At 74.5% G+C, this 24,714-nt stretch carries 20 protein-coding genes; 4 read left to right on the top strand and 16 right to left on the bottom strand.

From position 1 onward, the window contains the following. Nucleotides 1-13: 13 nt before the first annotated feature. Nucleotides 14-1,000 carry a sugar phosphate isomerase/epimerase family protein gene (locus tag C892_RS0115725; RefSeq protein WP_017557987.1) on the bottom strand — a complete coding sequence of 329 codons (987 nt, stop codon included), beginning with the start codon at nucleotides 998-1,000 and terminating at the stop codon, nucleotides 14-16. Between the two features lie 149 nt (nucleotides 1,001-1,149). Here C892_RS0115725 and C892_RS0115720 point away from each other — a divergent pair, with 149 nt between their 5' ends. Beyond that, the gene (locus C892_RS0115720) at nucleotides 1,150-1,767 is read left to right on the top strand and encodes a class I SAM-dependent methyltransferase (protein WP_017557986.1); all 618 of its coding nucleotides are present in this window, start codon (nucleotides 1,150-1,152) and stop codon (nucleotides 1,765-1,767) included. Between the two features lie 12 nt (nucleotides 1,768-1,779). On the opposite strand, the gene C892_RS0115715 is transcribed toward C892_RS0115720, so the two are convergent. Continuing rightward, on the bottom strand, nucleotides 1,780-2,505 hold the full coding sequence (locus C892_RS0115715; protein WP_239647406.1) for a hypothetical protein: 726 nt from the start codon (nucleotides 2,503-2,505) through the stop codon (nucleotides 1,780-1,782). A 239-nt stretch (nucleotides 2,506-2,744) separates the two neighbouring features. On the opposite strand from C892_RS0115715, the gene radA reads away from it, so the two are divergent. Further along, the gene (gene radA, locus C892_RS0115710) at nucleotides 2,745-4,112 is read left to right on the top strand and encodes a DNA repair protein RadA (protein ID WP_017557985.1); all 1,368 of its coding nucleotides are present in this window, start codon (nucleotides 2,745-2,747) and stop codon (nucleotides 4,110-4,112) included. 571 nt (nucleotides 4,113-4,683) lie between these two features. Here the strand turns inward: radA and C892_RS0115705 are convergent. Next, nucleotides 4,684-5,409: a hypothetical protein gene (locus C892_RS0115705; RefSeq protein ID WP_017557984.1), complete on the bottom strand. Its 726-nt coding sequence runs from the start codon at nucleotides 5,407-5,409 to the stop codon at nucleotides 4,684-4,686. A 140-nt stretch (nucleotides 5,410-5,549) separates the two neighbouring features. Here C892_RS0115705 and C892_RS0115700 point away from each other — a divergent pair, with 140 nt between their 5' ends. Next, the gene (locus C892_RS0115700; protein ID WP_017557983.1) at nucleotides 5,550-6,425 is read left to right on the top strand and encodes an iron-sulfur binding domain-containing protein; all 876 of its coding nucleotides are present in this window, start codon (nucleotides 5,550-5,552) and stop codon (nucleotides 6,423-6,425) included. Nucleotides 6,426-6,491: 66 nt separating this feature from the next. Here C892_RS0115700 and C892_RS31845 read toward each other — a convergent pair whose 3' ends face one another. The 7 genes from C892_RS31845 to C892_RS29030 all read right to left on the bottom strand — a co-directional run bounded on the left by C892_RS31845 (nucleotide 6,492) and on the right by C892_RS29030 (nucleotide 12,799). Beyond that, on the bottom strand, nucleotides 6,492-6,989 hold the full coding sequence (locus tag C892_RS31845) for a hypothetical protein (protein ID WP_083934394.1): 498 nt from the start codon (nucleotides 6,987-6,989) through the stop codon (nucleotides 6,492-6,494). 143 nt (nucleotides 6,990-7,132) lie between these two features. Then, entirely contained in the window at nucleotides 7,133-7,984 is an 852-nt protein-coding gene (locus tag C892_RS0115690; protein WP_017538118.1) for a helix-turn-helix domain-containing protein, read from the bottom strand. Beyond that, nucleotides 7,981-8,511, bottom strand: coding sequence for a DUF6879 family protein (locus tag C892_RS0115685; protein ID WP_017557982.1), 531 nt, complete (start codon nucleotides 8,509-8,511; stop codon nucleotides 7,981-7,983). The genes C892_RS0115690 and C892_RS0115685 overlap by 4 nt, the downstream gene beginning before the upstream one ends. Nucleotide 8,512: 1 nt before the next feature. Further along, entirely contained in the window at nucleotides 8,513-8,713 is a 201-nt protein-coding gene (locus C892_RS0115680; protein WP_017557981.1) for a hypothetical protein, read from the bottom strand. Nucleotides 8,714-9,010: 297 nt separating this feature from the next. Next, nucleotides 9,011-11,521, bottom strand: coding sequence for an ATP-dependent Clp protease ATP-binding subunit (locus C892_RS0115675; protein ID WP_017538121.1), 2,511 nt, complete (start codon nucleotides 11,519-11,521; stop codon nucleotides 9,011-9,013). Nucleotides 11,522-11,996: 475 nt separating this feature from the next. After that, nucleotides 11,997-12,335 carry a histone-like nucleoid-structuring protein Lsr2 gene (locus C892_RS0115670; RefSeq protein ID WP_026124390.1) on the bottom strand — a complete coding sequence of 113 codons (339 nt, stop codon included), beginning with the start codon at nucleotides 12,333-12,335 and terminating at the stop codon, nucleotides 11,997-11,999. A gap of 194 nt (nucleotides 12,336-12,529) precedes the next feature. Next, a complete protein-coding gene (locus C892_RS29030) occupies nucleotides 12,530-12,799 on the bottom strand; it encodes a hypothetical protein (RefSeq protein WP_017557980.1) in 270 nt (89 codons plus the stop codon). A gap of 571 nt (nucleotides 12,800-13,370) precedes the next feature. On the opposite strand from C892_RS29030, the gene C892_RS0115660 reads away from it, so the two are divergent. Further along, nucleotides 13,371-16,784, top strand: a complete 3,414-nt coding sequence (locus tag C892_RS0115660) for a UvrD-helicase domain-containing protein (RefSeq protein WP_017557979.1) — start codon at nucleotides 13,371-13,373, stop codon at nucleotides 16,782-16,784. 398 nt (nucleotides 16,785-17,182) lie between these two features. Here C892_RS0115660 and C892_RS0115655 read toward each other — a convergent pair whose 3' ends face one another. The 6 genes from C892_RS0115655 to panC all read right to left on the bottom strand — a co-directional run bounded on the left by C892_RS0115655 (nucleotide 17,183) and on the right by panC (nucleotide 24,688). Beyond that, on the bottom strand, nucleotides 17,183-17,776 hold the full coding sequence (locus tag C892_RS0115655) for an amino-acid N-acetyltransferase (RefSeq protein ID WP_017557978.1): 594 nt from the start codon (nucleotides 17,774-17,776) through the stop codon (nucleotides 17,183-17,185). 111 nt (nucleotides 17,777-17,887) lie between these two features. Continuing rightward, entirely contained in the window at nucleotides 17,888-18,115 is a 228-nt protein-coding gene (locus tag C892_RS0115650) for a LuxR C-terminal-related transcriptional regulator (RefSeq protein ID WP_394296678.1), read from the bottom strand. 638 nt (nucleotides 18,116-18,753) lie between these two features. Next, nucleotides 18,754-20,232 carry a bifunctional lysylphosphatidylglycerol synthetase/lysine--tRNA ligase LysX gene (lysX, locus tag C892_RS0115645; RefSeq protein WP_017538127.1) on the bottom strand — a complete coding sequence of 493 codons (1,479 nt, stop codon included), beginning with the start codon at nucleotides 20,230-20,232 and terminating at the stop codon, nucleotides 18,754-18,756. 72 nt (nucleotides 20,233-20,304) lie between these two features. Further along, on the bottom strand, nucleotides 20,305-21,096 hold the full coding sequence (locus C892_RS0115640) for a type III pantothenate kinase (protein WP_017557977.1): 792 nt from the start codon (nucleotides 21,094-21,096) through the stop codon (nucleotides 20,305-20,307). A gap of 80 nt (nucleotides 21,097-21,176) precedes the next feature. After that, nucleotides 21,177-23,798, bottom strand: coding sequence for an L-aspartate oxidase (locus C892_RS0115635; RefSeq protein WP_017557976.1), 2,622 nt, complete (start codon nucleotides 23,796-23,798; stop codon nucleotides 21,177-21,179). 29 nt (nucleotides 23,799-23,827) lie between these two features. Then, entirely contained in the window at nucleotides 23,828-24,688 is an 861-nt protein-coding gene (gene panC, locus C892_RS0115630) for a pantoate--beta-alanine ligase (RefSeq protein ID WP_017557975.1), read from the bottom strand. Nucleotides 24,689-24,714: the final 26 nt, after the last annotated feature.

Here is a 24,714-nt window from a genome sequence, read left to right as displayed (position 1 = left end):
CGGCCGCGGCGGGTCAGCGCCCGTCCGCCCCCTCCTCCTCGGCCGTGCCGCCGGGGTCGACGACGAAGGTGCGCTCGGGCGCGGCCGGGGCGCGCCGGCGCAGCGCGATCCGCTCGCGCCGGTCCGGGCGGCCGGGCCCCTCGGAGCCCTCGGAGCGACTGGCCCCCGCGGAGCCGCCGCGCCCGGTCCCGCCGTCCGAGGCGCCCGCGAAGTGCAGCCGGCTGAACGCCAGCGCCTCGGCCAGCTCCAGCTTGCGCGCCTCGCGGTCGGCCGCCTTGCGGGTGTTGACCTCCAGCACGATCTGCCCGTCGTAGCCGGTCGTGGCCAGGTGCTCCAGCACCTCGGCGCAGGGCTGGGTGCCGCGCCCGGGGATCAGGTGCTCGTCCAGGTTCTGCCCGCCGACCCCGTCGGCCAGGTGCACGTGGGACAGCCGCCCGCCCAGCCGCTTGGCCATGTCCATGGCGTCCGAACGCGACATCGCGGTGTGCGACAGGTCCAGGGTGACGTCCGGGTAGTCCCGGTCCAGCGGGTTCCAGCTGGGGGCGTAGGGCACCACCTCCCGGTCCCCCATGTGGACCGGGTACATGTTCTCCACGGCGAAGACCACGTCGGTCTCCTCCTGCATGCGGGCGATGCCCTCCTCGAAGGCCCGGGCGTACTCGCGCTGCCAGCGGAAGGCGGGGTGCACCACGATCGCCGTGGCGCCCAGCGCCTCGGCCATGGACTTGGAGCGGACCAGCTTCTCCCAGGGGTCGCGCCCCCACACCCGCTGGGTGAAGATCAGGCACGGGGAGTGCACCGCGGTGACGGGGACGCCGTGGTAGTCGGAGAGCCGGCGCAGCATGTCGGTGTCCTGGCTGACCGGGTCGGAGGAGACCAGGACCTCGATGCCGTCGTAGCCGAGCTCGGCGGCGATCTCGAAGGCGGCGGGCGTCTTCTCCGGGAAGACCGAGGCGGTCGACAGGACCACCGGCGCGTCGGGGACCTCGATAGCGCTCACCCGGTCAACCCTATGCGGTGGGCGGCCGGATTCGCCCGGCCCCCCGCGGCGCGGCTAGCCTGCCCGGGGTGAGAGCCGCACTTCAGGGGGCGATCCCCAGCCCCAACATCTGGAACAGCCCCCGGGTCTACGAGCTGGAGAACGCGGCGGTGGACCCGGACGGGCGCATCGCCGCCGCCATGGAGCGCATCCGCCCCCTGGCCGGCGCGCACGTGCTCGACATCGGCTGCGGCACCGGGTACTACCTGCCGGGCTTCGCCGCCGCGGCGGACCGGGTGACCGGGGTCGAGCCGCACGGGGAGCTGGCCGCCGCGGCCCGCGCCCGCACCGCCGGTCTGGAGAACACCGCCGTGCGCACCGGGGTGGCGCAGCGCCTGCCGGTCCCCGACGCCTCGGTCGACGTGGCCCACGCCCGCTGGGCCTACTTCTTCGGCCGCGGCTGCGAGCCCGGCCTGCGCGAGCTGTCCCGGGTGGTGCGCCGCGGCGGGGCCGCGTTCATCATCGACAACGACGCCACCCGCAGCACCTTCGGCTCCTGGTTCCGCCGCTTCCTGCCCCGCTACGACCCCGACGACGTCGAGCGCTTCTGGGCCGCCCAGGGGTTCGTCCGGGAACCGCTGGAGATCCGGTGGCGGTTCGAGCGCCGCGCCGACTTCGAGGCCGTGGCGGGCATCGAGTTCCCGCCCGCGCTGGCCGCCGAGATCACCGCCTCCCACCCCGGCCTGGAGGTGGACTACGCGGTCAACCTCTGGTGGCGCGAGTACTGAGGGCGCCGCACCTCACCGCTCGTCGAAGGCCACGCCCGAGCCGTCCGAGGAGACCTCCACCTGCGCCCGGTCGCCGGCCGCCGACGCGCACACGATGCCGCTGGAGGCGGAGGTGACCATCGCGTACTCCTCCATGTCGCAGCGGACCCGCTCCTGCCCGGTGCGGTAGCGGTAGCGCTCCTCGACCGCCTCCCGCGACACCGGGAGCCGGCCCGTCTCGTACTCGAAGGCGTCCGGGCCGGTGACGGTCACCTCGAACACCGCGCGGTGGCCCGCGTAGGTCGCGTCGCAGCTCCCGGTGGCGCCCTCCTCGGCGCGCAGCTCCCCGCACTCCACGGACGACTCCGGGTCGTACTCCATGCCGAACGCGTTGACGAACCGCTTGATCTCGTACTCCACCGACGCGGTGAAGTCGCCCGGGGGCGGTGCGGGCCCGAGGCTGCCCTCGTCGAAGGACGGCTCCTCGGCCGGGACCGGCCCGTCGCGGAACTCCCCGGCCGGCGAGGCCCCGCCCGGCGTCGCCCCCGGGGACGCGCCGTCCGTCGGGCCGCCGTCCGCCGGGGCGGACGGATCGGGCGTCGGGGAGGCGGTCGGCTCCGGAGCGGAGGCGGCCGGTCCGTCCCGGTCGGGCGGGAGCTCGCCGTCCTTGACGTAGGCGACCAGTCCGCACGCGGACGCGGCGGTCACGGCGCCCGCACAGGCGAGCGCCGTGACCGCCCTGCGGACCAGGGTGCTCATCGGTGGTTCCACGGCCGTCCCTCCCAAGTGCCTCGTCCGCGCCTCCCGCCCCCGGGTGCGCCCGCCGGACGCCCCTGCCCGCGCCCGGCCCTGCCTCGCCCGGTGTGACTCACCGGTCGGCCGCCTGGTTCCGGATCCGTGCCGCTTCCGTGCCGGGTCCCCGGCGGCCCCGTCCACGGCCGTCCACAGCGGGGTGAAACCGGGCCCGCCCTGTCGCCCCGAGGGGCTAGCGTGCAGTCATGGCGAAGAGCGCGAAGAGTACGTTCCGGTGCGGCGAGTGCGGCTGGACCACCCTGAAGTGGGTGGGCCGGTGCGGGGAGTGCCAGGCCTGGGGCACCGTCGAGGAGGCCGGGTCCCCCGCCGCGACCGCCGTGGCCCCCACCCGGGTGGCGACCGCCGCGCGCCCGATCACCGAGATCGACGTGGAGTCCGCGCACGCCTCCCCCACGGGGCTGGACGAGATGGACCGGGTGCTCGGCGGCGGGGTGGTGCCCGGCGGCGTGATGCTGCTGGCCGGGGAGCCCGGGGTCGGCAAGTCGACGCTGCTGCTGGAGGTCGCCGCGCTCTGCGCGGACACCGGGCCGGTCCTCTACATCACCGGGGAGGAGTCCACCGGCCAGGTGCGGCTGCGCGCCGAGCGGCTGGGCGCGCTCTCCCCCAAGCTCTTCCTCGCCGCCGAGACCACCGTCGGCGCGGTCGCCTCGCACGTGGACGCGGTCGCCCCCTCGCTGCTCATCGTGGACTCGGTGCAGACGATGAGCGCCCCCGAGGTGTCCGGCGTGCCCGGCGGCGTGACCCAGGTGCGGGAGGTGGCCGGGGCGCTGATCCGCATCGCCAAGGAGCGCGGCATCGCCACGGTGCTGGTCGGGCACGTCACCAAGGACGGCTCGATCGCCGGGCCGCGCCTGCTGGAGCACCTGGTCGACGTGGTGCTGCAGTTCGAGGGCGACCGCCACTCCCGGCTGCGGATGCTGCGCGCGGTCAAGAACCGGTACGGCCCCACCGACGAGATCGGCTGCTTCGACCTGGGCGAGGCCGGGATCATCGGCATGCCCGACCCCAGCGGCCTGTTCCTGACCCGGCGCGACCAGCCGGTCCCCGGCACCTGTGTGACGGTCACCCTGGAGGGGCGCCGCCCGCTGATCGCCGAGGTGCAGGCGCTGGTGGCCCCCACCAACCTGCCGCAGCCGCGGCGGGCCACCTCCGGGCTGGACCAGGCCCGGGTGAACATGGTGCTGGCGGTGCTGGAACGGCGGGCCGGGGTGCGCCTGGCCAACGCCGACGTGTACCTGTCCACGGTGGGCGGGGTGCGGCTGGGCGAGCCCTCGGTCGACCTGGGCCTGGCGCTGGCGGTCGCGGGCTCGGCGCGGGACGAGGCGCTGCCCCGAGGCCTGACCGCCCTGGGGGAGGTGGGCCTGGCCGGGGAGGTGCGCGCCGTGGACGGCGTGGAGCGCCGCCTGATGGAGGCGCAGCGACTGGGCTTCACCCGGGCCATCGTCCCCCGGCACAGCGAGGTGCCGGTCGAGGGCATCGAGGTGGTCGGGGTGGACGACGTGTCCGAGGCCCTCGCCACGGCCCTGCCCGCCCGGCGCCGCCGCTCGGCCTGACCGCGCACGCTCCGGAACCGGAAACCGCCCGGCCACGGTCCCCGGCCGTGACGACCGGGGACCGTGGGGCGGCCAGTCCGAGGCGGACCTCGGCCCCGCAGCCCGCTCCGGCCTGCTTGCCGGGCGGCGGGGCCCTGCGGTGCAAGGGAGAAAGCAGCAACGACGAGGAGACCGGGCGATTCCCCGGGCACCCCGGTCGGCCGCCGAGCCTCTCGCGGTCCGGGCAGGCGGCGCGCCGGGTCGGCCGCCCGGCTTGCCTGGTTCTCTCGTTGATCTCGGGAAAAGCGACCCTTCCCGCCCGTTTTTAGGGTCGTTTTTCCCGAGATCAACGCGGAATCGGGTGAATCGGGCGGCCGGGGAACCGCCCGGCTTCTCGCTCGGCCGGCCGTGCAGGACCGCGGCGCCGGAGGAGGCGGGGTCCGCCGCCTCCGGCGCGGGCCGGGGTGCGGGGAGCGCACCGCGTTCCCTACGGACACGCGGCGCGAACCGGCTTCCGGGCCTGCGGCGGCAGACGGCCGCGGACGCCCATCAGCGCGCCCGGCGGCAACCCCGGCCCCTCGACGATCCGGGCTCAGTTCAGGCGGAAGACCTGGCGCTCCCGCTCCTTGCCGGAGGAGTAGTCGCCCTCCAGGGCGGCCACGTAGGTCCCGGGGCGCTTCGCCGTGACGTCGCCGTCCCGGCAGTCCTTCCAGGACCGCTTGCGGTCCCAGGTGAACGTGCTCTTCTCCGGGACGCCGCGCTCCAGCTCGACCTTGTTCTCGTCCTTGCGCTCCGCGCAATCGGCGGTGGAGAAGACCCGGTCGTCCCCGGAGGTGATCCGCACCTCCATGGCCTCGGGGCCCAGGTCCACGGTGCAGGTCTGTTCGGCGGTGTTGACGGCGGTCAGCTCGATCTTCGGCTTGGCGTCCCAGGCGTAGTCGCTCCTGTCGGTCTCCACCGTCACGACGACGTCGGAGGGGCGGCAGGGGTCGCCCGCCTTCTTCGGCGCGGGGAACTCCTCGTCCTCGCCGTCCTTGCCGTCCCCGCCGTCCTCGGAGTCCGAGTCGCCGCCGGACCCCTCGTCCGCGTCCCCTCCGGAGCCGTCCCCGGAGGAGTCGTCGTCGCCGTCCTCGTCGTCCTTCTCGTCCTCGTCGCCGCCGTCGTCGGACGAGGTGCTGGGCGTCGGAGACGGTGCGACACTGGGTGAGGACTCCGCCGACGGCGCGGCGTCCGGGGACGTCCCGGCCGCGTTGTCGGTATCGGAGGCCGACGGGCGGCAGGCGTAGGCGATCAGAGTCACCACCGCCAGCAGGCCCACCAGTACGAAGACACGCCGCTTCCAATACGTCCCGGGGCTGACCGGTCCCGGGTGTCCAGCACTTGACGCCATGGGCGTAGTATTCCGGTTCCCCCGGCGTGTCACATACTCAACCCGCCGTATTCCGACCACGAATGGGCATGATCGACAACCCTTATTCCACCGCGGTTCTCGCCTGGTACGAGCGGAACGCGCGCGACCTGCCCTGGCGCGCCGACGGGGCATCGCCCTGGTCGGTGCTGGTGAGCGAGGTCATGCTGCAGCAGACCCCGGTCGTGCGGGTGCTGCCCGCCTGGGAGGCTTGGATGCGCCGCTGGCCGACCCCGGCCGATCTGGCCGCCGAGCCCTCCGGGGAGGCGGTGCGGATGTGGAACCGCCTGGGCTACCCGCGCCGCGCCCTCAACCTGCACGCGTGCGCTCGGGCGATCACCGAGCGCCACGACGGCGAGGTGCCCCGCGACCACGCCGAACTGCTCGCGCTGCCCGGGGTGGGCTCCTACACCGCGGCCGCGGTGGCGAGCTTCGCCTACGGGCAGCGGCACGCGGTTCTGGACACCAACGTGCGCCGGGTTCTGGCCCGGGCGGTCACGGGGGTCCAGTACCCGCCGAAGGCCGCCACCCGGGGCGAGACGGCGCTGGCCGAGGAGCTGCTCCCGCCGGACGCGCCCACCGCGGTCCGGTGGAGCGTGGCCGTCATGGAGCTGGGGGCGCTGGTGTGCACCGCCCGCTCCCCCGCCTGCGCCGACTGCCCGATCGCCGACCGGTGCGCGTGGCGGGCGGCCGGCCACCCCGCCTACGACGGCCCGCCCCGCCGCGGACAGCGCTACGCCGGGACCGACCGCCAGGTCCGCGGCCGCCTGCTGGCTGTGCTGCGGGCCGCTCCCGGGCCCGTGGACAAGCCCGCCCTGGACGCGGTGTGGGACGAGCCGGTCCAGCGCGAGCGCGCCCTGGACGCCCTCATCGCCGACGGCCTCATCGACCCGCTGGACGACGGCCGCTACGCCCTGCCCGGCTAGACCTCCGCCGGGACCGCGCGCCCTTGCCGACGGGGGCGGGCGGAGCCGGCGGGGCGGGCGCCCTCGTCAGCGGCCTCCGGTGCGTGGACGAGGGGCCCGCGGAGGCCCTGGATGGGGAAGTCGGCCGTCGCCGTCCAGGGCCCTCGCCGGCCCGCCTCCGCGCGCGCCGCCGTTCTCGCCGTCCCGTTCGCCGCCGCCCGCCCCCGGGTCCGCTCCGCCGTCCTCACCGCCGCCGTGCTCGTCGAGCCATGCGGCCAGTTCCGCCGGTTGCATCGGCCGGGGGGCGGTCCGGCCCGGCCGCCGCGGCGCCGCCCAGACCCACCGGGGGCGTCCCGCGGTGGCCCCCTCCGCACCGATCGACCAGTCGCGCCCGTACCGCGCGCGCAGCGCGTCCAGCAGCGCGTGCACCTCCAGTGCCGCGGCCAGCTCGTCCCGGTCGGCGGCCTCCACCTCCTCGGTGCGCCCCGGCGCCTCGGGGTGCGGCCGCGAGGCCGTGTAGACCTCCGCCCCGCTGTAGAAGCCGCGCCGCGTCCCGAACCGCCAGCCGGACCACCCCGCACCCACCGCTCCCCCTCTCCGCGCCCGCCGACCGTGATCCGCCGGACCGCGGCTGCGGGCCCCGCCGGTCCGGTCCGTCCGGGGCACGACGCTAGGGCGCGGCCATTCCCGGCGTCCCCGAGGTTTCTCGAAATTTCTCACGACGCCCCTCACCGGCCGTTCGGGCGGAACAGGTCGCCGCGGATGCGGGCCAGCAGCCGGTGCGCCGCCGCCTCCCGCACCGCCGCCGCGGACAGCGCCTCGAAGACCGCCCGGTAGGGCACCACCGCCTCCGGGTCGTCCAGGCGCAGCTCCGCGCCGATGGTCTCCACGATCACGAGCCGCTCGTCGAAGATCCAGAACCCGTGCGAGGGCACCACCCGCACCCGCGCGCCGGTGGGGACGATCGCGATGTCCACCGCCCGCATGCCCACCATCCCCGCGATCCGGTCCAGCTGCCCGGCCATCACCTCCTCCGGGCAGATCAGCATGCGCAGCGCCGGCTCCCACAGCAGCACCTCCACCCGGTGGTGCGGCCGGTAGAGCACCTCCTGGCGGCGGATGCGGGCGCGCACCCCCTCCTCGACGTCGCCGTCGGGCGCGCGGTGCAGCTCGACCGTGCGGCGCAGCATGTGCCGGGCGTACTCGGGGGTCTGCAGCAGCCCCGGCACGCACGCCGACTCGAAGACCCGGATGCGCCCCGAGGCGCTCTCGTCCTGGCCGAACGCCCGCTGCCGGGCGCGGGTGCCGGCCGCGAGCTGGCGCCGCCAGCTCGCGTAGTGGGTCTCCATGGCCCGCCGCTGGGCGATGAGCTCCCCCGCCGCCTCCGGTGCGCCGCAGACCGCCGCCCAGCCGCGCAGGTCGGCCGAGGAGGCGGTCTGGCGCCCGTGCTCCAGCTTGCTCACCTTCGAGGGCGCCCAGTCCAGCGCCTCGGCCAGGGAGCGGCCGGACAGGCCGGCCTCGGTGCGCAGTTCGCGCAGACGCCTCCCGAGGGCGTGCCGCGCCGTCTGGTAGTCGTTCATCGGATGAGTGTGGACAGGTACCGGGTGTAGGGGAGCGCGTGGTGCCACGCGGCGTCGCGCGCCCGGACGGCCCGGAGCACCTCCTCGGGCTCCCGGAGGAGGACGGCCCCCGCGAACCGGTCGCCCTCGAAGCGCAGCCGGGCCACGGCGGAGCTGTCGAAGACCCAGAAGTCATCGGCGGGCAGCTCCCCCACCACCGGGTGGCCGCGCGGGAGGTAGCGGATGTCCTCCCCCGCGGCCAGGTTGTAGGGGGTGCCCCACAGCTCCCACCTCAGGTAGTCCGAGGGGGGATCGTCGACCAGCCTGACCCGCTCCACACGCTTGCCCTTCGCCGTCTCGGCACGCACCAGCTCCAGCCACGGCAGAAACCACCCGATCCCCGGATCGCGCCCGGCGAGCCACTCCCGATAGGGCCCGTCCTCCTCCGCCACTCCGTAGGTGCGGCGCGTCTCCAGGCGCCAGGCCGTGAAGCGGCAGTCCCGGAAGAGCCTGTCGAGGTCCGGGCCCGGGGGGATCAGGTCCGCCACGTCACTCCTTGGGGGCGTATCGTGTCAGGAGCTCACGGGGTACGACGACGAATTCTTCCCCTTCCAGGACATTCCTCACCTGGGCCAGGGCCTCGGGGTCGGTGAGCCGGCGCCCCTGCACGACGTACTCCCCGCCGTCGGTCTCGTAGAGGCTGGGGCAGCCGCTGCCCTGGGACGTGGTGCCGATGAACCTCAGCTTCATATGCCCTCCCTGGCCCTGGTGCGTCGTGATCATCGTCGGTCAGGGCCGCGGGCGACGCCACCCCTTCGCCGAATCGGACACCGCACCGGCTTCAGGGCACGCGGCCGGATTTCCCCCGGCCTGCGCGGCACCCCGGCCTGAGCTGCGCCCGGACCCGCACCGCGCCTGGGCCCCCGGCGCCCGCCCCCGGGCACACGAAAGCGGGCCCCGCCTCGATGAGGCGGGGCCCACGGTGCTCCTGCGGACGGGACGGGCGGGTGCGGTGCGGCCCGGCCGCTCTGTGCGGCTGGTGCCGGGCTACTCCGACGAACCCGCCGCGGTCTCCTCCACCTGCGGGGCGTCGGGGACCGAGTCGGGCTTGGGCACCCCGGTGAAGGTGAACCGGGCGTCGGCGCCCTCGCCCTCGGCGTCGATCACCACGATCTGTCCGGGCCGCAGCTCGTTGTAGAGGATCTTCTCCGAGAGCTGGTCCTCGATCTCGCGCTGGATGGTCCGGCGCAGCGGCCGGGCGCCCAGCACCGGGTCGTAGCCGCGGGAGGCGAGCACCTTCTTGGCGTTCGACCGCAGCTCCAGGCCCATGTCGCGGTCCTTGAGCCGGCCGTCCAGATTGGCGACCATCAGGTCGACGATGTCGATGATCTCCTTCTCGGACAGCTGGTGGAAGACGATGACGTCGTCGACGCGGTTGAGGAACTCGGGCCGGAAGTTCTGCTTGAGCTCTTCCTGGACCTTGGCCTTCATCCGGTCGTAGTTGGTCTTCTCGTCGTCCTCCTTGGCGAAGCCCATCGCCGCGCCCTTGGAGATGTCCCGGGTGCCCAGGTTGGTGGTCATGATGATGACCGTGTTCTTGAAGTCGACGTTGCGACCCTGGGCGTCGGTGAGCCGGCCCTCCTCCAGGACCTGCAGCAGCGAGTTGAAGATGTCGCCGTGGGCCTTCTCGATCTCGTCGAAGAGGACCACGGAGAACGGCTTGCGGCGCACCTTCTCGGTGAGCTGGCCGCCCTCCTCGTAGCCGACGTAGCCGGGAGGCGAGCCGAACAGCCGGGAGACGGTGTGCTTCTCCATGAACTCGCTCATGTCGAGCTGGATCAGCGAGTCCTCGTCGCCGAACAGGAACTCCGCCAGCGTCTTGGACAGCTCGGTCTTACCGACGCCGGACGGGCCGGCGAAGATGAACGAGCCGCCGGGGCGCTTGGGGTCCTTCAGGCCCGCACGCGTGCGCCGGATCGCCTGGGAGAGCGCCTTGATGGCGTCCTCCTGGCCGATGACGCGCTTGTGCAGCTCGTCCTCCATGCGCAGCAGCCGGGAGCTCTCCTCCTCGGTGAGCTTGAAGACCGGGATGCCGGTGGAGGCCGCCAGGACCTCGGCGATGAGCTCCTCGCCCACCTCGGCGACGACGTCCATGTCGCCGGCCTTCCACTCCTTCTCCCGCTGGGCCTTGGAGTTGAGCAGCTTCTTCTCATCGTCGCGCAGCGAGGCGGCCTTCTCGAAGTCCTGCGCGTCGATGGCCGACTCCTTGTCCTTGCGGACGTCGGCGATCTTGTCGTCGAACTCGCGCAGGTCCGGCGGGGCGGTCATGCGGCGGATGCGCATCCGCGAGCCGGCCTCGTCGATCAGGTCGATCGCCTTGTCCGGCAGGAACCGGTCGCTGATGTAGCGGTCGGCCAGCTGGGCCGAGGCCACCAGCGCGCTGTCGGTGATGGAGACCCGGTGGTGCGCCTCGTAGCGGTCGCGCAGCCCCTTCAGGATCTCGATGGTGTGCGCGATGGTGGGCTCGTCGACCTGGATGGGCTGGAACCGCCGCTCCAGGGCGGCGTCCTTCTCCAGGTGCTTGCGGTACTCGTCCAGCGTGGTCGCACCGATGGTCTGCAGCTCACCCCGGGCCAGCATGGGCTTGAGGATGGAGGCGGCGTCTATCGCGCCCTCCGCCGCGCCCGCGCCGACCAGCGTGTGCAGCTCGTCGATGAACAGGATGATGTCGCCGCGGGTCTTGATCTCCTTGAGCACCTTCTTGAGGCGCTCCTCGAAGTCGCCGCGGTACCGGCTGCCGGCCACCAGCGCGCCCAGGTCGAGCGTGTAGAGCTGCTTGTCCTTGAGCGTCTCGGGGATCTCGCCCTTGACGATCTTCTGGGCCAGCCCCTCGACCACCGCGGTCTTGCCGACGCCGGGCTCGCCGATGAGCACCGGGTTGTTCTTGGTCCTGCGGGACAGGACCTGCATGACCCGCTCGATCTCGTTGTCCCGGCCGATGACCGGGTCGAGCTTGCTCTCCCGCGCCGCCTGGGTCAGGTTGCGGCCGAACTGGTCCAGCACCAGGGAAGTGGAGGGGGCCGACTCCGAGGAGGCCCCGGTGGCCTGCGGCTCCTTGCCCTGGTACCCGTGGAGCAGCTGGATCACCTGCTGGCGCACCCGGTTCAGGTCGGCGCCGAGCTTGACCAGCACCTGGGCCGCCACGCCCTCGCCCTCGCGGATCAGCCCGAGCAGGATGTGCTCGGTGCCGATGTAGTTGTGGCCGAGCTGGAGCGCCTCGCGCAGGGACAGCTCCAGGACCTTCTTGGCGCGCGGGGTGAAGGGGATGTGGCCGGAGGGGGCCTGCTGCCCCTGGCCGATGATCTCTTCGACCTGCTGCCGGACCGCTTCGAGGCTGATCCCCAGGCTCTCCAGAGCCTTCGCAGCGACGCCCTCACCCTCGTGGATGAGGCCGAGCAGGATGTGCTCCGTACCGATGTAGTTGTGGTTGAGCATCCTGGCCTCTTCCTGGGCCAGGACCACCACGCGCCGTGCGCGGTCGGTAAACCTCTCGAACATGTCTCGTCGCTCCTCACAGAGCGGTCAGGCAGGGGCGGAAGTTCCGACCCTCACGCTTTTCCGCTTTTCGGCCCTTCGGGGGGTGAAAGCCCTCGGAGGGCGCTGCCGCACCCGTCCCCCGCGCCGCCGGACACCCGCCGACCGGAGGACGCACCCGCATCGTCCGGTTGCCTCCGACCATCGTTGCCAGAGACTTTCCCCGACGATAGGGCGTTCACCCTCATCCAACTACCAATCGGGCCTTCGGTGTTCCGACTACGCCGCAAGCGAACGGCCCGCGCGCCCTCCGCATTCGCGGGGCGCACGGACCGCCTGTGCATTCCTTCGGATGTGCTCTGAGCGAACAGGGCCGCCCCGGGCCGCGCCGGCCCGGCCCCGGCGCCGCACGGGCGCACCCGCGCGGCCCGGCGCACGGCCGGACCCGGCGCTCCCCGGGCCGGGTCGGACCCGACCGGGGAGGGTCCGCGACCGGGGTCTAGCGGCCCTGCGCCGCCTCGTACTCGGCGACGATCGCGGCCGGGATGCGGCCCCGCTCGTTCACCTGCTTGCCCTGGGCCTTGGCCCAGGCCCGGATCTCGGCGCTGCGCTCACGGCTGGGGGCGCTGCGCTGCTGCCGCCGACCGCTGCGCCCGGTCTTGGCCGGGGCCTTGCGCGCCGCCGACACGTACGGGGCCAGGAGCTCGCGGAGCTTGGAGGCGTTGTCGGTACTCAGGTCGATTTCATAACTCGTTCCGTCGACCCCGAACGCGACCGTCTCGTCGGCCTCTCCGCCGTCCAGATCGTCGACGAGAAGCACCTGAACCTTTTGTGCCATGGATGTAGACCTTTCAGCAGTGCGGTGCGTCGGCACCTGAATATAAAGCTATCCGCCCCCGGGACGGAAGACAATTCTCGACGCGATGAAAATCGCCGAGGTCCGCGCCCCGGGCGGAAAAGATCGCCGCGGCGTCCGATTCGGGCCCGCGACACGCCTGCGACGGGCCGGTATACGGCGGCCACCCGGCCCCGCTACCGGTCCCGGCGCGGGCGCTCCGATCCCTCTTCCCCGGCGGAGCCGTCCTCCTCCGGACACGTGTGCGCAGCGGCTTCCTCGCCGGTTCCGGCCGGACGCCCGGCATCGGGCGGGGCGCTCGCGGCCGCATCGGCCCGGGCCTCGCTCACCAGCCTGCCGTCCGACGTCCGGGGCGCCATCTCCTTGCGGAGCAGCTTGACGACGAACGTACAGAAGACCGTCGCGACAACAGCGGGGGGGATCAGCGCCGACAAAACGTCGCCCATCGGACGCACACCCTTCCTTGTTGTTACTTTATGCAGCAATTACCCCACGGAGAGGGTCGGCGGCCTCCGCCTGGGCCGCAAGCGCGGCAACCGGCGCGCACGCCCCGCGATACCCGGGATTGACGGGTGGGGACCCCGACATCATAGACACCTCGGCGGACCTGTCGGTGCCGCACGCCCCCGGCGGGCCCATTACGGCATCGGTATGGCGGCGGACGGATAACGCGCCGGGACGGTGATGCGTTCCCGATCTCCCTTAACCACGGGTGTCGCAGCCGAATCGGGACCGAATTGACGACTCTTCGTAGCGTTTGACCCCGAAGCGGTCACCGCCGGTATATCAGAGCCCTCCTCTCCCCCACGGCCCGGAGCGGGAACCGGGGGTGCGGGTTCTCCATGGCACCGGCAAGATTACCCGGCTCTTTACACCGGCCGAACGCGGGCTCGCATATGGTGCATCGGCGGTCCGCGGTTGTGGGATGGTGGCACCGGCGGCCGCGCCCGCCATCGCGCGGCGGCTTCGGGATCGCCCGCGCCCTGCCACTGCGGGCATTGGTGGGAAGGACCTGTCGTGGAGTTCCACGCCGATCTGCATATTCACTCCAAGTACTCGCGGGCGTGCAGCAGGGATTGCGACCTGGAACACCTCGCCTGGTGGGCGGCGCGCAAGGGCGTCGACGTGGTCGGCACCGGTGATTTCACTCACCCGGCGTGGCGCGAGGAGTTGCGCTCGCACCTGGTCCCGGCCGAGCCGGGGCTGTTCCGGCTGGCGCCCGAAATCGAGCGCCGGGTGCTGCGCACCCTGCCGCCCGCATGTCGGAAACCGCCGCGCTTCATGCTCTCCGTGGAGATCTCCACCATCTATAAAAGGGGCGAACGCACCCGAAAGGTGCACCATTTGCTCTACGCCCCGTCCATGGAGGCGGCCGAGGCGATCACCGCCGATTTGGCCCGCATCGGCAATCTCGCCTCCGACGGCCGGCCCATCCTCGGGTTGGACTCGCGCGACCTGCTGGAGATCACCCTGTCCAGCGACCCGGGCTCCTACCTGGTCCCCGCGCACGTGTGGACGCCCTGGTTCGCGGTCCTGGGCTCCAAGTCCGGCTTCGACCGGGTGGAGGACTGCTACGCCGACCTGGCCGACCACGTCTTCGCCGTGGAGACGGGGCTCTCCAGCGACCCGGCGATGAACTGGACCGTCCCGACGCTGGACCGCTACACCCAGGTCAGCCACTCCGACGCGCACTCCCCGCCGATGCTGGCGCGGGAGGCCACCCGCTTCGACACCGACCTGGACTACTACGCGGTGCGGCGCGCCCTGGAGACCGGCCAGGGCTACCGCGGGACCGTTGAGTTCTTCCCCGAGCACGGCAAGTACCACATGGACGGGCACCGCAAGTGCGGGGTGCGGCTGGAACCGGAGGCCACCCGGGGCCTGGACGGCCGCTGCCCGGAGTGCGGGCGCCCGCTGACGGTCGGGGTCGCCCACCGCGTGCGCGAGCTGGCCGCGCGGCCCGAGGGGTACCGCCCGCAGGGCGCGGCCGGCTTCACCAGCCTGGTCCCGCTGCCGGAGATGGTGAGCGAGATCGTCGGGGTGGGTCCCAAGAGCAAACGGGTCCGCGGCGAGGTGGACCGGCTGGTCGCCGCGCTCGGCCCGGAGCTGGAGATCCTCACCCGCAGCCCGCTGGAGGAGGTGCGCCGGCACGGCGGCGAGCGGCTGGGCGAGGCCGTGGCCCGGCTCCGCCGCGACGAGGTGATCCGGGACGCCGGGTTCGACGGCGAGTACGGCGTGATCCGCATGTTCCGCCCCGAGGAGCTGGCCGCCCCGGCCGAGGCGGCCCTGTTCGACGTGCCCACGGGCGGCGGTGGCGGCACCGGTGGCACGGTCGGCCCCGGTGGCCCCGCCGGTGGCGCTGCCGACAGCGGCGCGAAGCCGACGGCGGGGGCGGACGGCGCCCCGGGCGCCCCGGGCGCCGAGACGGAGCCGCAGAAGGAGGAGCGCAAGGATCGGAGGAAGGCGCAGGGGACGCCGGATTCCCGGACCGGTGCGCCTTCAGGCGGCCGTCACCCCGGGACGCGGGAGGCCTCCGCCCCCGCGCTCCTCTTCGACGAGCCCGGTTGCGAGGCCTCTGAGGCCTCCGAGGCCTCCGCGGGCTCCGCGCCCCCCTCCCCCACGGGCCCTGCCTCCGGAAAGGCGCCCGCGGACGGCGGCGCCGACGCCCCGCCCCTGTTCCCGGACGGCCCCGGTGCCGACCACCCGTCCTGCCGGGGCCTCCTCGACGGGCTCGACCCCGAGCAGCGCGCCGCGGCCGAGCACCCCGACGGCCCCCTGCTGATCGTCGCCGGGCCCGGGACCGGCAAGACGCGCACGCTCACCCGCCGCATCGCGCACAAGGTGGCCGAGCGCGGCCTGCCGCCGGAGCGCTGCCTGGCCATCACCTTCACCCGCCGTGCCGCCGCCGAGCTCCGCGAGCGGCTGGAGGACCTGCTCGGCGCGCACGCCGACCCCGTCACCGTGACCACCTTCCACGGGCTGGGCCTGACGGTCCTGCGCGAACAGCACGAGCGCGCCGGGCTCGGTGAGCGGTTCGGCGTCGCCGACGCCGAGCGGGCGCTGGAGGTCGCCGTGGAGGCCACCGGGTCCGAGAAGGCCGCGCGGGCGCTGCTGGCCCGCCGGGACACCCCCGCCGCAGAGCCCGACGAGGAGGCGGAGGCCTACCGCAAGCGGCTGCGCGAGCACGACCTGGTGGACTTCGCCGACCTGGTCGCCCTGCCCGTGCGCCTGCTGTCGGAGGACCCCGGCCTGGCCGAGGCCTACCGGCGCCGCTGGACATCGGTGAGCGTCGACGAGTACCAGGACGTGGACCCGGCCCAGTACGCGCTGCTGCGGCTGCTCAGCGGCCCGCAGGGGGACATCACCGCCATCGGCGACCCCGACCAGGCCATCTACCGCTTCCGCGGCGCCGACGTGGGCCACTTCCTGCGCTTCGAGCAGGACCACCCGGGCGCCGCCGCGGTGCGCCTGTCCCGCAACTACCGCTCCAACGCCACCATCGTGGACGCCGCCGTGGCGGCGATCGCCCCGGGGTCGCTGGTGCCCGGGCGCGAGCTGCGCGCGGTCGGCGACTTCTCCGACCCCCCGCGCATCGGGGTGCACGCGGCCGCCGACGAGCGCGCCGAGGCGGCGTTCGTGGCGCGGGCGATCGACCGGCTGCTGGGCGGCACCTCGCTGCACTCGCTGGACAGCGGCCGGGCCGACGGACAGGGCGATGGGGAGCTCTCCTTCTCCGACATCTGCGTGCTCTACCGCACCTCGGCGCAGGCCGAGGCGGTGATGAGCGCCTTCGACGCCTCCGGGGTGCCGTTCCAGAAGCGCACGCACGACCGGCTGTCCGCCCGGCCGGGGGTGCGGGCGCTCGCCGCCGAGCTGCCGCTGACGCCGGGCGAGGGGGTCGCCGACCGGGTGCGCACGGCGGCCGCGGCGCTCGCCGAGCGGTCCGCGGGCGACGAGGAGGCCGCCACCGCCGCCCGGACCGCGGGCGAGCTGGTGCTGCCCCTGGCCCGCCGGTGCGGGCCGGACCTGGAGCGCTTCCTGGCGGAGCTGGCGCTGGGCGCCGAGGTGGACGCCCTGGACCCGCGCGCCGACCGGGTGTCCCTGCTGACCCTGCACGCCGCCAAGGGGCTGGAGTTCCCGGTGGTCTTCCTGGTCGGCTGCGAGGACGGGGTGCTGCCGTTCCGCTTCCCGGGTGAGGACCGCGACGCCGCGGCCGAGGCGGAGGAGCGCCGGCTGTTCTTCGTGGGCCTGACGCGCGCACAGCGGCGCCTGTACCTGTCCCGGGCCGCGCGCCGCACCCGCAGGGGCGCCGCGGCCGACAGCGCGCCCTCGCCGTTCCTGGCGTCGGTCCCCGGGGAGCTGACGATGCCCGTGGACGAGGAGTCGGCGGCCCGCCGCCGCCCCAAGGACCGCCAGCTGCGGCTGATGTAGGCCCGCACCGCCCACGCGGACTCCACGGCCCGCTCGCGGCGGCTCCCGCCCCCGCCCCGGCGGCGGGCGTCCCCGGCGCCCGATCCCGACACGGTCGGCGCCCACCGGTCAGGGCGCGCCCCTGGTTCAGGGAACCATCAGCCGCTCGTCACACGGTCGGGTGCCGGGGGCCGGGGAACACATGGACACGATCGGTAGAGACCTCCGTCGAGACCGCGATGGCGCACGGGGGCGAGACGGTGCGCCGGGCGTCCCGTCCGACTGTCTGAACAGGGTCGCGGGGCCGTTCCCGGTTCTGATCGCCACGCTTCCGACGTCGTCGAAGGTGTTCTCCGCGGTGGTCGGGACCTGATCTCACCGCTGCGCGGCAGAACCGCGCCCGCATGCCCGGCGGCCGCTCAGGCGCGGGGCGCCCCCGGCGCGTTGAGGTGCAGCAGCATGCGCGTGTTGCCCAGGGTGTTGGGCTTGACCCGCTCCAGGTCCAGGAACTCGGCGACGCCCTCGTCGTAGGAGCGCAGCAGTTCCTCGTAGACGCGCGGCGAGACGGGGGTGCCCTGGATCGGCTCGAAGCCGTGGCGGGCGAAGAAGGCGGTCTCGAAGGTGAGGCAGAACACCCGGCGCACGCCCAGCTCGCGGGCGCGGGAGAGGAGTTCGCCGACGATGCCGTGGCCGATGCCGCGGCCGCGGGCCACCGGGTCCACCGCCACGGTGCGCACCTCGGCCAGGTCCTCCCAGAGCACGTGCAGGGCGCCGCAGCCGACCACCCGGCGCGGGCCGAGCGGGGCCTCGCCCACGGCGGGGATCTCCGCCAGCTCGGCGACGCAGAACTCCTGGATGTCCTCGTAGAGGTTGACGGTGCTCTTGGAGAGCACCCGGCGCTCGGGGCTGTAGGTGTCGATCAGACCGCGGATGCGCGCGACGTCGCGGGTCCGGGCGCGGCGGACGGTGACGCGGTCCTCCGGCGCCCGTGCCCCTTCCTGGGCGGGGTCCATGGGGCGCCAGCCTAGCGCCCGGCACGCGGCGGTGCCCGGCGCCCCGCCCCCTCGCCGTGCGGCGACGGGGCGGACCGGGCGCCGGGCACCGTGCGGTCGTGGGCCTCGGGCTCAGATCAGCTGCTTGCGGGCGGCCCAGACCACCGCCTCGATCGGGGTGTTGACCCCCAGCTGGTCGCAGATGGCGCGCAGCCGGCGGCGCAGCGTCCGAGCGCTGAGTTCGAGTCGGCGGGCGGCGACGTCGGTGGTGACCCCGGTGGCGATCTCGGCGAGGAGCTGGATCTCGTCCTCGGTGAGGCTCTGCGCCGCGGGCAGGTGCTGGCCGGTGTCGCGGGGCATCGCGGGGGCGGGCACCATCCCCCCGTCGCGCAGATGGGCCCCAGGGGCCTTCACGGCACGCCGTTCCAGTGTTGCCTGTTCCACTCCGTCCTCCCTCATCCGTGGTGAGCGCGGAACATCGGGCCGCCGCAACGAAAGCCCGGACGAGGGACCGTGCCTGTGCCCTCCTGGCACACGGAGCACAAGCCCGGCGGCGCGTGCCCCGGTGTGCGCGGTCTGGGACGGACAGACCGCGACGGGCGCGCACCTGGGGAGGGACGGTGACGAACGGGCCGCTCCCGGCCATCCCCACTCGCGTCGAACTCTTCTGCTGCGTCGGGCGCGCGGACAACTCCGCTCGCCTGGAAAACGCTAAGCGGAGGGAGAGAGGGCGTCAAGGTCCATCAAATCACCCTAAGCGACACCACAGAGGCGCAACGTGAACACAGCACGCCGCAGATCATTTCCAGCGCGGGACTGACCTGCGCAAAGAACCTCCGTGACCTGCGACTCCTCTAGAGAGGGGCGCCGGAGCACCGCACGGCCCCCCGGGGAGGCTCCCGCCCCAGGTCAGCACGGTGCCACCCGCTCGTTACATCACGATGGCGTAACAGTGGGCGCGGAGGGCGGACCGCCCCGGCGGGGGCGGCCCGGACCGTTCACTCCGGCTTGACCAGCGGGAACAGGATGGTGTCGCGGATGTTGCGGCCGGTGAAGGCCATCAGCAGCCGGTCGATGCCCACCCCGACGCCGCCCGTGGGCGGCATGCCGTACTCCAGGGCCCGCAGGAAGTCCTCGTCGAGCTGCATCGCCTCGGGGTCGCCCCCGGCGGCCAGCAGCGACTGCTCGGTGAGCCGGCGGCGCTCCTCCACCGGGTCGACCAGCTCGGAGTAGCCGGTGCCCAGCTCCATGCCGAAGCCGATCAGGTCCCACTTCTCGGTGAGCAGCGGGTCCTCGCGGTGCTGCCGGGTCAGCGGGCTGGTCTCCACCGGGTAGTCGCGCACGAAGGTGGGCTGCACAATGGTGTGCTCGACCAGCTCCTCGAACAGGTGCTCGACCAGCTTGCCCTGGCCCCAGTCGGGGCTCCACTCCACACCGCGGCCGTCGGCCAGCTTGCGGACCTGCTCCAGGGGCGTGCGCGGGGTGACCTCCTCGCCCAGCGCGCCGGAGACCGCGCCGTAGAGGGTGACCTGCGGCCACTCCCCCGACAGGTCGAACTCCTCCTCGCCGCGGCGCACCGCGGTCGAGCCGAACACCGCGCGCGCCGCGCCCTGGATCAGCTCCCGGGTGACCTCGGCCATCGTGTCGTAGTCGGCGTAGGCCTGGTAGAACTCCAGCATCGTGAACTCGGGGTTGTGCGTGGAGTCCGCGCCCTCGTTCCGGAAGTTCCGGTTGACCTCGAAGACCTTCTCGATGCCGCCCACGACCAGCCGCTTGAGGTACAGCTCCGGCGCGATGCGCAGGAACAGGTCGAGATCGTAGGCGTTGATGCGGGTGGTGAACGGGCGGGCGGTGGCGCCGCCGTGCACCTGCTGCAGCATCGGCGTCTCGACCTCGATGAAGCCGCGGTCCTCCAGCGTGCGGCGGATCGAGCGGACGGCCGCCGAGCGCCGGCGCACCATCTCCCGCGACTCGGGGTTGACGATCAGGTCGACGTAGCGCTGCCGGACCCGCGCCTCGGGGTCGGTGAGCCCCTTGTGCTTCTCCGGCAGCGGGCGCAGGCACTTGGAGGTCAGCGCCCAGGAGTCGGCCATCACCGACAGCTCGCCGCGGCGGGAGGTGATCACCTCCCCCTCCACGCCGACGTGGTCGCCCAGGTCGACGTCGCCCTTCCACGCCTCCAGCGACTCGGCGCCCAGCCGGTCCAGGGACATCATCACCTGGAGGTCGCCGGAGTCGTCGCGCAGCGTGGCGAAGCAGAGTTTGCCGCCGGTGCGGTAGAGCATGACGCGGCCGGTGATCCTCACCCGGTGCCCCGTCGCGGTGTCCGGCTCCAGGCCGCCGTGTTCGCGGCGGACGTCGCCGATCGCGTCGGTGCGGGGGTAGCCGACCGGGTAGGGGTCGACGCCCTCGGCGCGCAGGCGGTCCAGCTTCTCGCGGCGGACCCGCATCTGCTCGGGCAGGTCGTCGTAGCGCACGTCAGTCACGCACTTCATCTTAACGGCGCGGCCGCACTGCCCCGGCGCACACCCGCCCCCGCGGCCGCCTGCTCAGCCGTTGTTGCGCTCGAAGACCAGGCGCAGCCCGACCAGGGTGAGCCAGGGCTCGTGCACGTCGACCGTCTCGCACTCGGAGACCACCAGCGGCGCCAGGCCGCCGGTGGCCACCACGGTGACGTCGTCGGCGCCGACCCCCGCGGCCGGGTCGGCCAGCTCGGTGGCCATCCGGTCCACCACCCCGTCGACCTGCCCGGCGAAGCCGAAGACGACCCCCGAGCGCAGCGCCTCGGCGGTGTTCTTGGCGATCACCGAGCGGGGCGTGGTGATCTCCACCATGTGCAGCTGGGCGCCGCGCCGGGACAGCGCCTCGACCGAGATGTCGATGCCCGGGGCGATCGCGCCGCCGATGTACTCGCCCCGCGCGCTGACCGCGTCGAAGGTGGTGGCGGTGCCGAAGTCCACCACCACCGCCGGGCCGCCGTAGAGCCGCACCGCCGCCAGCGCGTTGATGATCCGGTCCCCGCCGACCTCCTTGGGGTTGTCCATCCGCACCGGGATGCCGGTGCGCACCCCCGGCTCCACCACGACCACGGGCACGCCGGGGTGGCGGCGGCCGAACATCTCCCGCATCTCGTGCAGCACGCCGGGCACCGAGCAGCACATGGCGATGCCCTCGACCCCGCCGCCGGTGGCCGAGGCGCCGATCAGCCCGCCCATCAGCACCGCCCACTCGTCGGCGGTGCGGTGGGCGTCGGTGGCCACCCGCCAGTGGTCGACCAGCTCCTCGCCGCGGAACAGGCCGAAGACGGTGTGGGAGTTGCCGACGTCGATCGCCAGGAGCATTCGGGGGGTCCTCACTCGGTCGCACGGACTCGGGTCGGGGGCGGGCGGCATCGCGCCGGGGCGCACCGGGGCGCACCCGGTCACACCGGGCGCAGGTCCAGGGCGATGTCCAGGGCGGGCGAGGAGTGCGTCAGCGCCCCCACCGCCAGGTAGTCCACCCCGGTGGCGGCCACCTCCGCGGCCGTCTCCAGGGTCAGGCCGCCGCTGGCCTCCAGCCGGGCGCGCCCGGCCACCAGCGCGACCGCGGCGCGCAGCCGGTCGGGGCCGAAGTTGTCCAGCAGGATCTCCTCGGCGCCGGCCTTGAGCGCCGGCTCGATCTGGTCCGTCCGGTCCACCTCGACCTCCAGCGGCACCCCGGGGAAGGCCGCGCGCACCGCGTGCACCGCCTCCTCCACCCCGCCGGCGGCGACCACGTGGTTGTCCTTGACCAGCGCGGCGTCCGAGAGCGCCATCCGGTGGTTCTCGCCCCCGCCGCACCGCACCGCGTACTTCTCCAGCGCCCGCAGCCCGGGCAGGGTCTTGCGGCTGTCCCGGACCCGGGCGCCGGTGCCGGCCACGGCCTCGGTCCAGGCCCGGGTGGCGGTGGCGATCCCGGACAGGTGGGTGAGCAGGTTGAGCGCGGTGCGCTCGGCGGTGAGCAGGTCCCGGGTGCGCCCGGTGACGGTCATCAGCACGTCGCCGCGGGCGGCCCGGTCGCCGTCGGCGGCGCGCCGGCGCACCCGCACCGCCCCCTCGGCGGCGAGCCAGAAGGCCAGCTCGGCCAGGGGCAGCCCGGCCACCACTCCGTCGGCGCGGGCCACCACGTCGGCGGTGCTGATCTGGGCGGCGGGCACGGTCGCGGCGGTGGTCACGTCGGTCTGCGCGCCGTGGGTCAGGTCCTCGCCCAGGGCGGTGAGCACCGTGCGCACGTGCGCCTGGGCCGCCGTGCGCCACGGCAGCACCAGTTCCGGACGGGCCCCGGGTGCGGGCCCCGGGGCCACCGGGGCGCCGATCGCCTCCAGTTCGGCGCGCAGCTCCGGGGGCGGCGAGCCGTCCGCGGGGCGCTCGCCGAGCCGGGCCCGCACCCCGTCGGCGGCCAGCTCCAGGCGGACCGGGCGGCCGCGCAGCCGGGGGTCGGGGGCGGGCCGGTCGGACCGGCGGTGCGCGCCGCGGCTCTCGCCGCGCTCCCGGGCGGCCCGGACCACCAGGGCGGCCACGGTCGCCAGGTTGGTGGCCTCCCAGGTCCGAACGCACGGACGGGGCGGATCGGCGGCCCCGGCGGCGAACATGGCGGCGGTGTGCTCCTCGATGCGGGCCAGGCCCTCGGCGTCGCGCAGCACCCCGGCGTGCCGGGACATCAGGGTGCGCAGCTCCTCCAGCCCCTCGGGGTCGGCCAGGGCGGTGGGCCCGGCGGGGCCGGGGGCGCCCGGGGCCGCCGGCGCGGGCGGCCCGGCGGCCAGGCCCGCGGCGATGCGCTCGGCGAAGACCACCCCCTCCAGCAGGGAGTTGGAGGCCAGCCGGTTGGCGCCGTGCACGCCGGTGCGGGCGCTCTCGCCGACGGCGTAGAGCCCGTGCACCGCGGTGCGCCCGTCGGTGCCGGTCTCCACCCCGCCGGAGGCGTAGTGGGCGGCCGGGGCGACCGGGACCGGCTCGGTGACCGGGTCGATGCCGTCGGCCCGGCAGGCGGCCAGGATGGTGGGGAAGCGGCGCTCCCAGAGCTCGGCGCCGAAGGCGCGCCCGTCCAGCAGCACGTGGTCGGCGCCGGTGTCGGCCATGGCGCGGGCGGCGGTGTGCGCCACCACGTCGCGCGGGGCCAGGTCGCCCAGCTCGTGCACGCCCTCCATGATGCGGCGGCCGCGGACGTCGGTGAGGAAGGCGCCCTCGCCGCGCACCGCCTCCGACACCAGCGGGCGGCGGCCGCGCGCCTGCGGCCCGGTCCACAGCACGGTGGGGTGGAACTGGACGAACTCCAGGTCGGCCAGGGGCGCCCCGGCGCGGGCGGCCAGCGCCGCGCCGTCGCCGGTGGAGACCTCGGGGTTGGTGGTGGAGGCGAAGACCTGGCCCAGGCCGCCGGCGGCGAGCACCACGGCCGGGGCCAGCACCGCGCCCACCCCGTCGCGGTCGCCCTCCCCCATCACGTGCAGGGTCACCCCGCGCACGGCGGGGCCGCCGTCCGGGGCGGTGCCGGGCAGCGCGTCCAGGACCAGGGCGTGCTCGATCACCTCGATCCGGGGCTCGGCGCGGACCGCCTCCACCAGGGCGCGGATGATCTCGGCGCCGGTGGCGTCGCCCCCGGCGTGCGCGATCCGGTCGGCGCGGTGCCCGCCCTCCCGGGTGAGCTCCAGCCGGCCGGCGCCGTCCCGGTCGAAGCCGGCGCCCAGGGCGACGAGCCGCTCCAGCGCGGCCGGCCCCTCCTCGGCCAGCAGGTGCACGGCCAGCGGATCGCACATGCCCGCCCCGGCCTCCAGGGTGTCGGCCATGTGCGCCACCGGGTCGTCGCCGGGGCCGACGGCGGCGGCGATGCCGCCCTGGGCCCACCGGGTGGACCCCGCCTCCAGCAGGTCCTTGGTGACCAGGACGGCGCGGGCGCCGGGGGCGCGGCCGACGAGGCCGAGCGCGGTGCTGAGCCCGGCGACGCCGGAGCCCACGATGACGGCGTCGGCCTCGGCGGTCCACCCCGGGTCCGGGGCGGCGAGTCTGCCGGGGGGCGGTGCGGTGGTCACGGTCGGGCCTCCTCCTGGGACGGCGGTGCTCACAGGGTGAGCGGCACGTTGTCGATCAGCCGGGTGCTCCCGACCCGGGCGGCCACCAGCAGCACGGCCTCGCCCCGGTGGTCGGGCCCGACCTCGGCGAAGGTGTGCGCGTCGACCAGCGCCAGGTAGTCCAGCTCCACCGGCGCCTCGCCGGAGGCCGCCTCGCGGAGCACCTCGCGGGCGGCGTCCAGGATGCCGACCGGGCCGGTGACCGAGGCGTCGGCCCCGGCCAGCAGCGCGCGGGAGAGCGCCAGCGCGCCGGTCCGCTCGGCCGGCGAGAGGTAGACGTTGCGGCTGGAGGTGGCCAGGCCGTCGGAGTCGCGGACGGTGGGCACGCCCACCACGGTCACGCCGAACGCCAGGTCGCGCACCATGCGCCGGATGACGGCCAGCTGCTGGGCGTCCTTCTGGCCGAAGACCGCCACGTCCGGGCGGACCATGTGGAAGAGCTTGGCGACCACGGTGAGCACGCCGGCGAAGTGCCCCGGGCGCGAGGCGCCCTCCAGCACGTGCCCCATCGGGCCCGGGTCGACGGTGACCAGCTGCTCGCCGGGGTACATCGCCTCGACCGCGGGGGCGTAGACCACGTCGACGCCCTCCTCGGCGCAGGTGCGCAGGTCGTCCTCGAAGGCGCGCGGGTAGCGCTCGAAGTCCTCGCCGGGGCCGAACTGCAGCGGGTTGACGAAGATGCTGACCACGACCGCCTCGGCGCGCCCGCGGGCCGCGGCGATCAGCCCGCGGTGCCCGGAGTGCAGGGCGCCCATGGTGGGCACCAGGGCGGTGCGGCCCAGCCCGGCGCGGATGCGGGCCAGCTCCTCGGGGGTGCGGGCGACGACCGGGGCGCGGTCGGGTGCGGTCATGGGGGAGTCCTCACGGTCGTGTGCGG

Source organism: Nocardiopsis baichengensis YIM 90130 (assembly GCF_000341205.1).
Lineage (GTDB): Bacteria > Actinomycetota > Actinomycetes > Streptosporangiales > Streptosporangiaceae > Nocardiopsis_A > Nocardiopsis_A halophila.
Note: the sequence above shows the minus strand (reverse complement) of the source record. Positions and strands in the feature narration are given on the sequence as shown.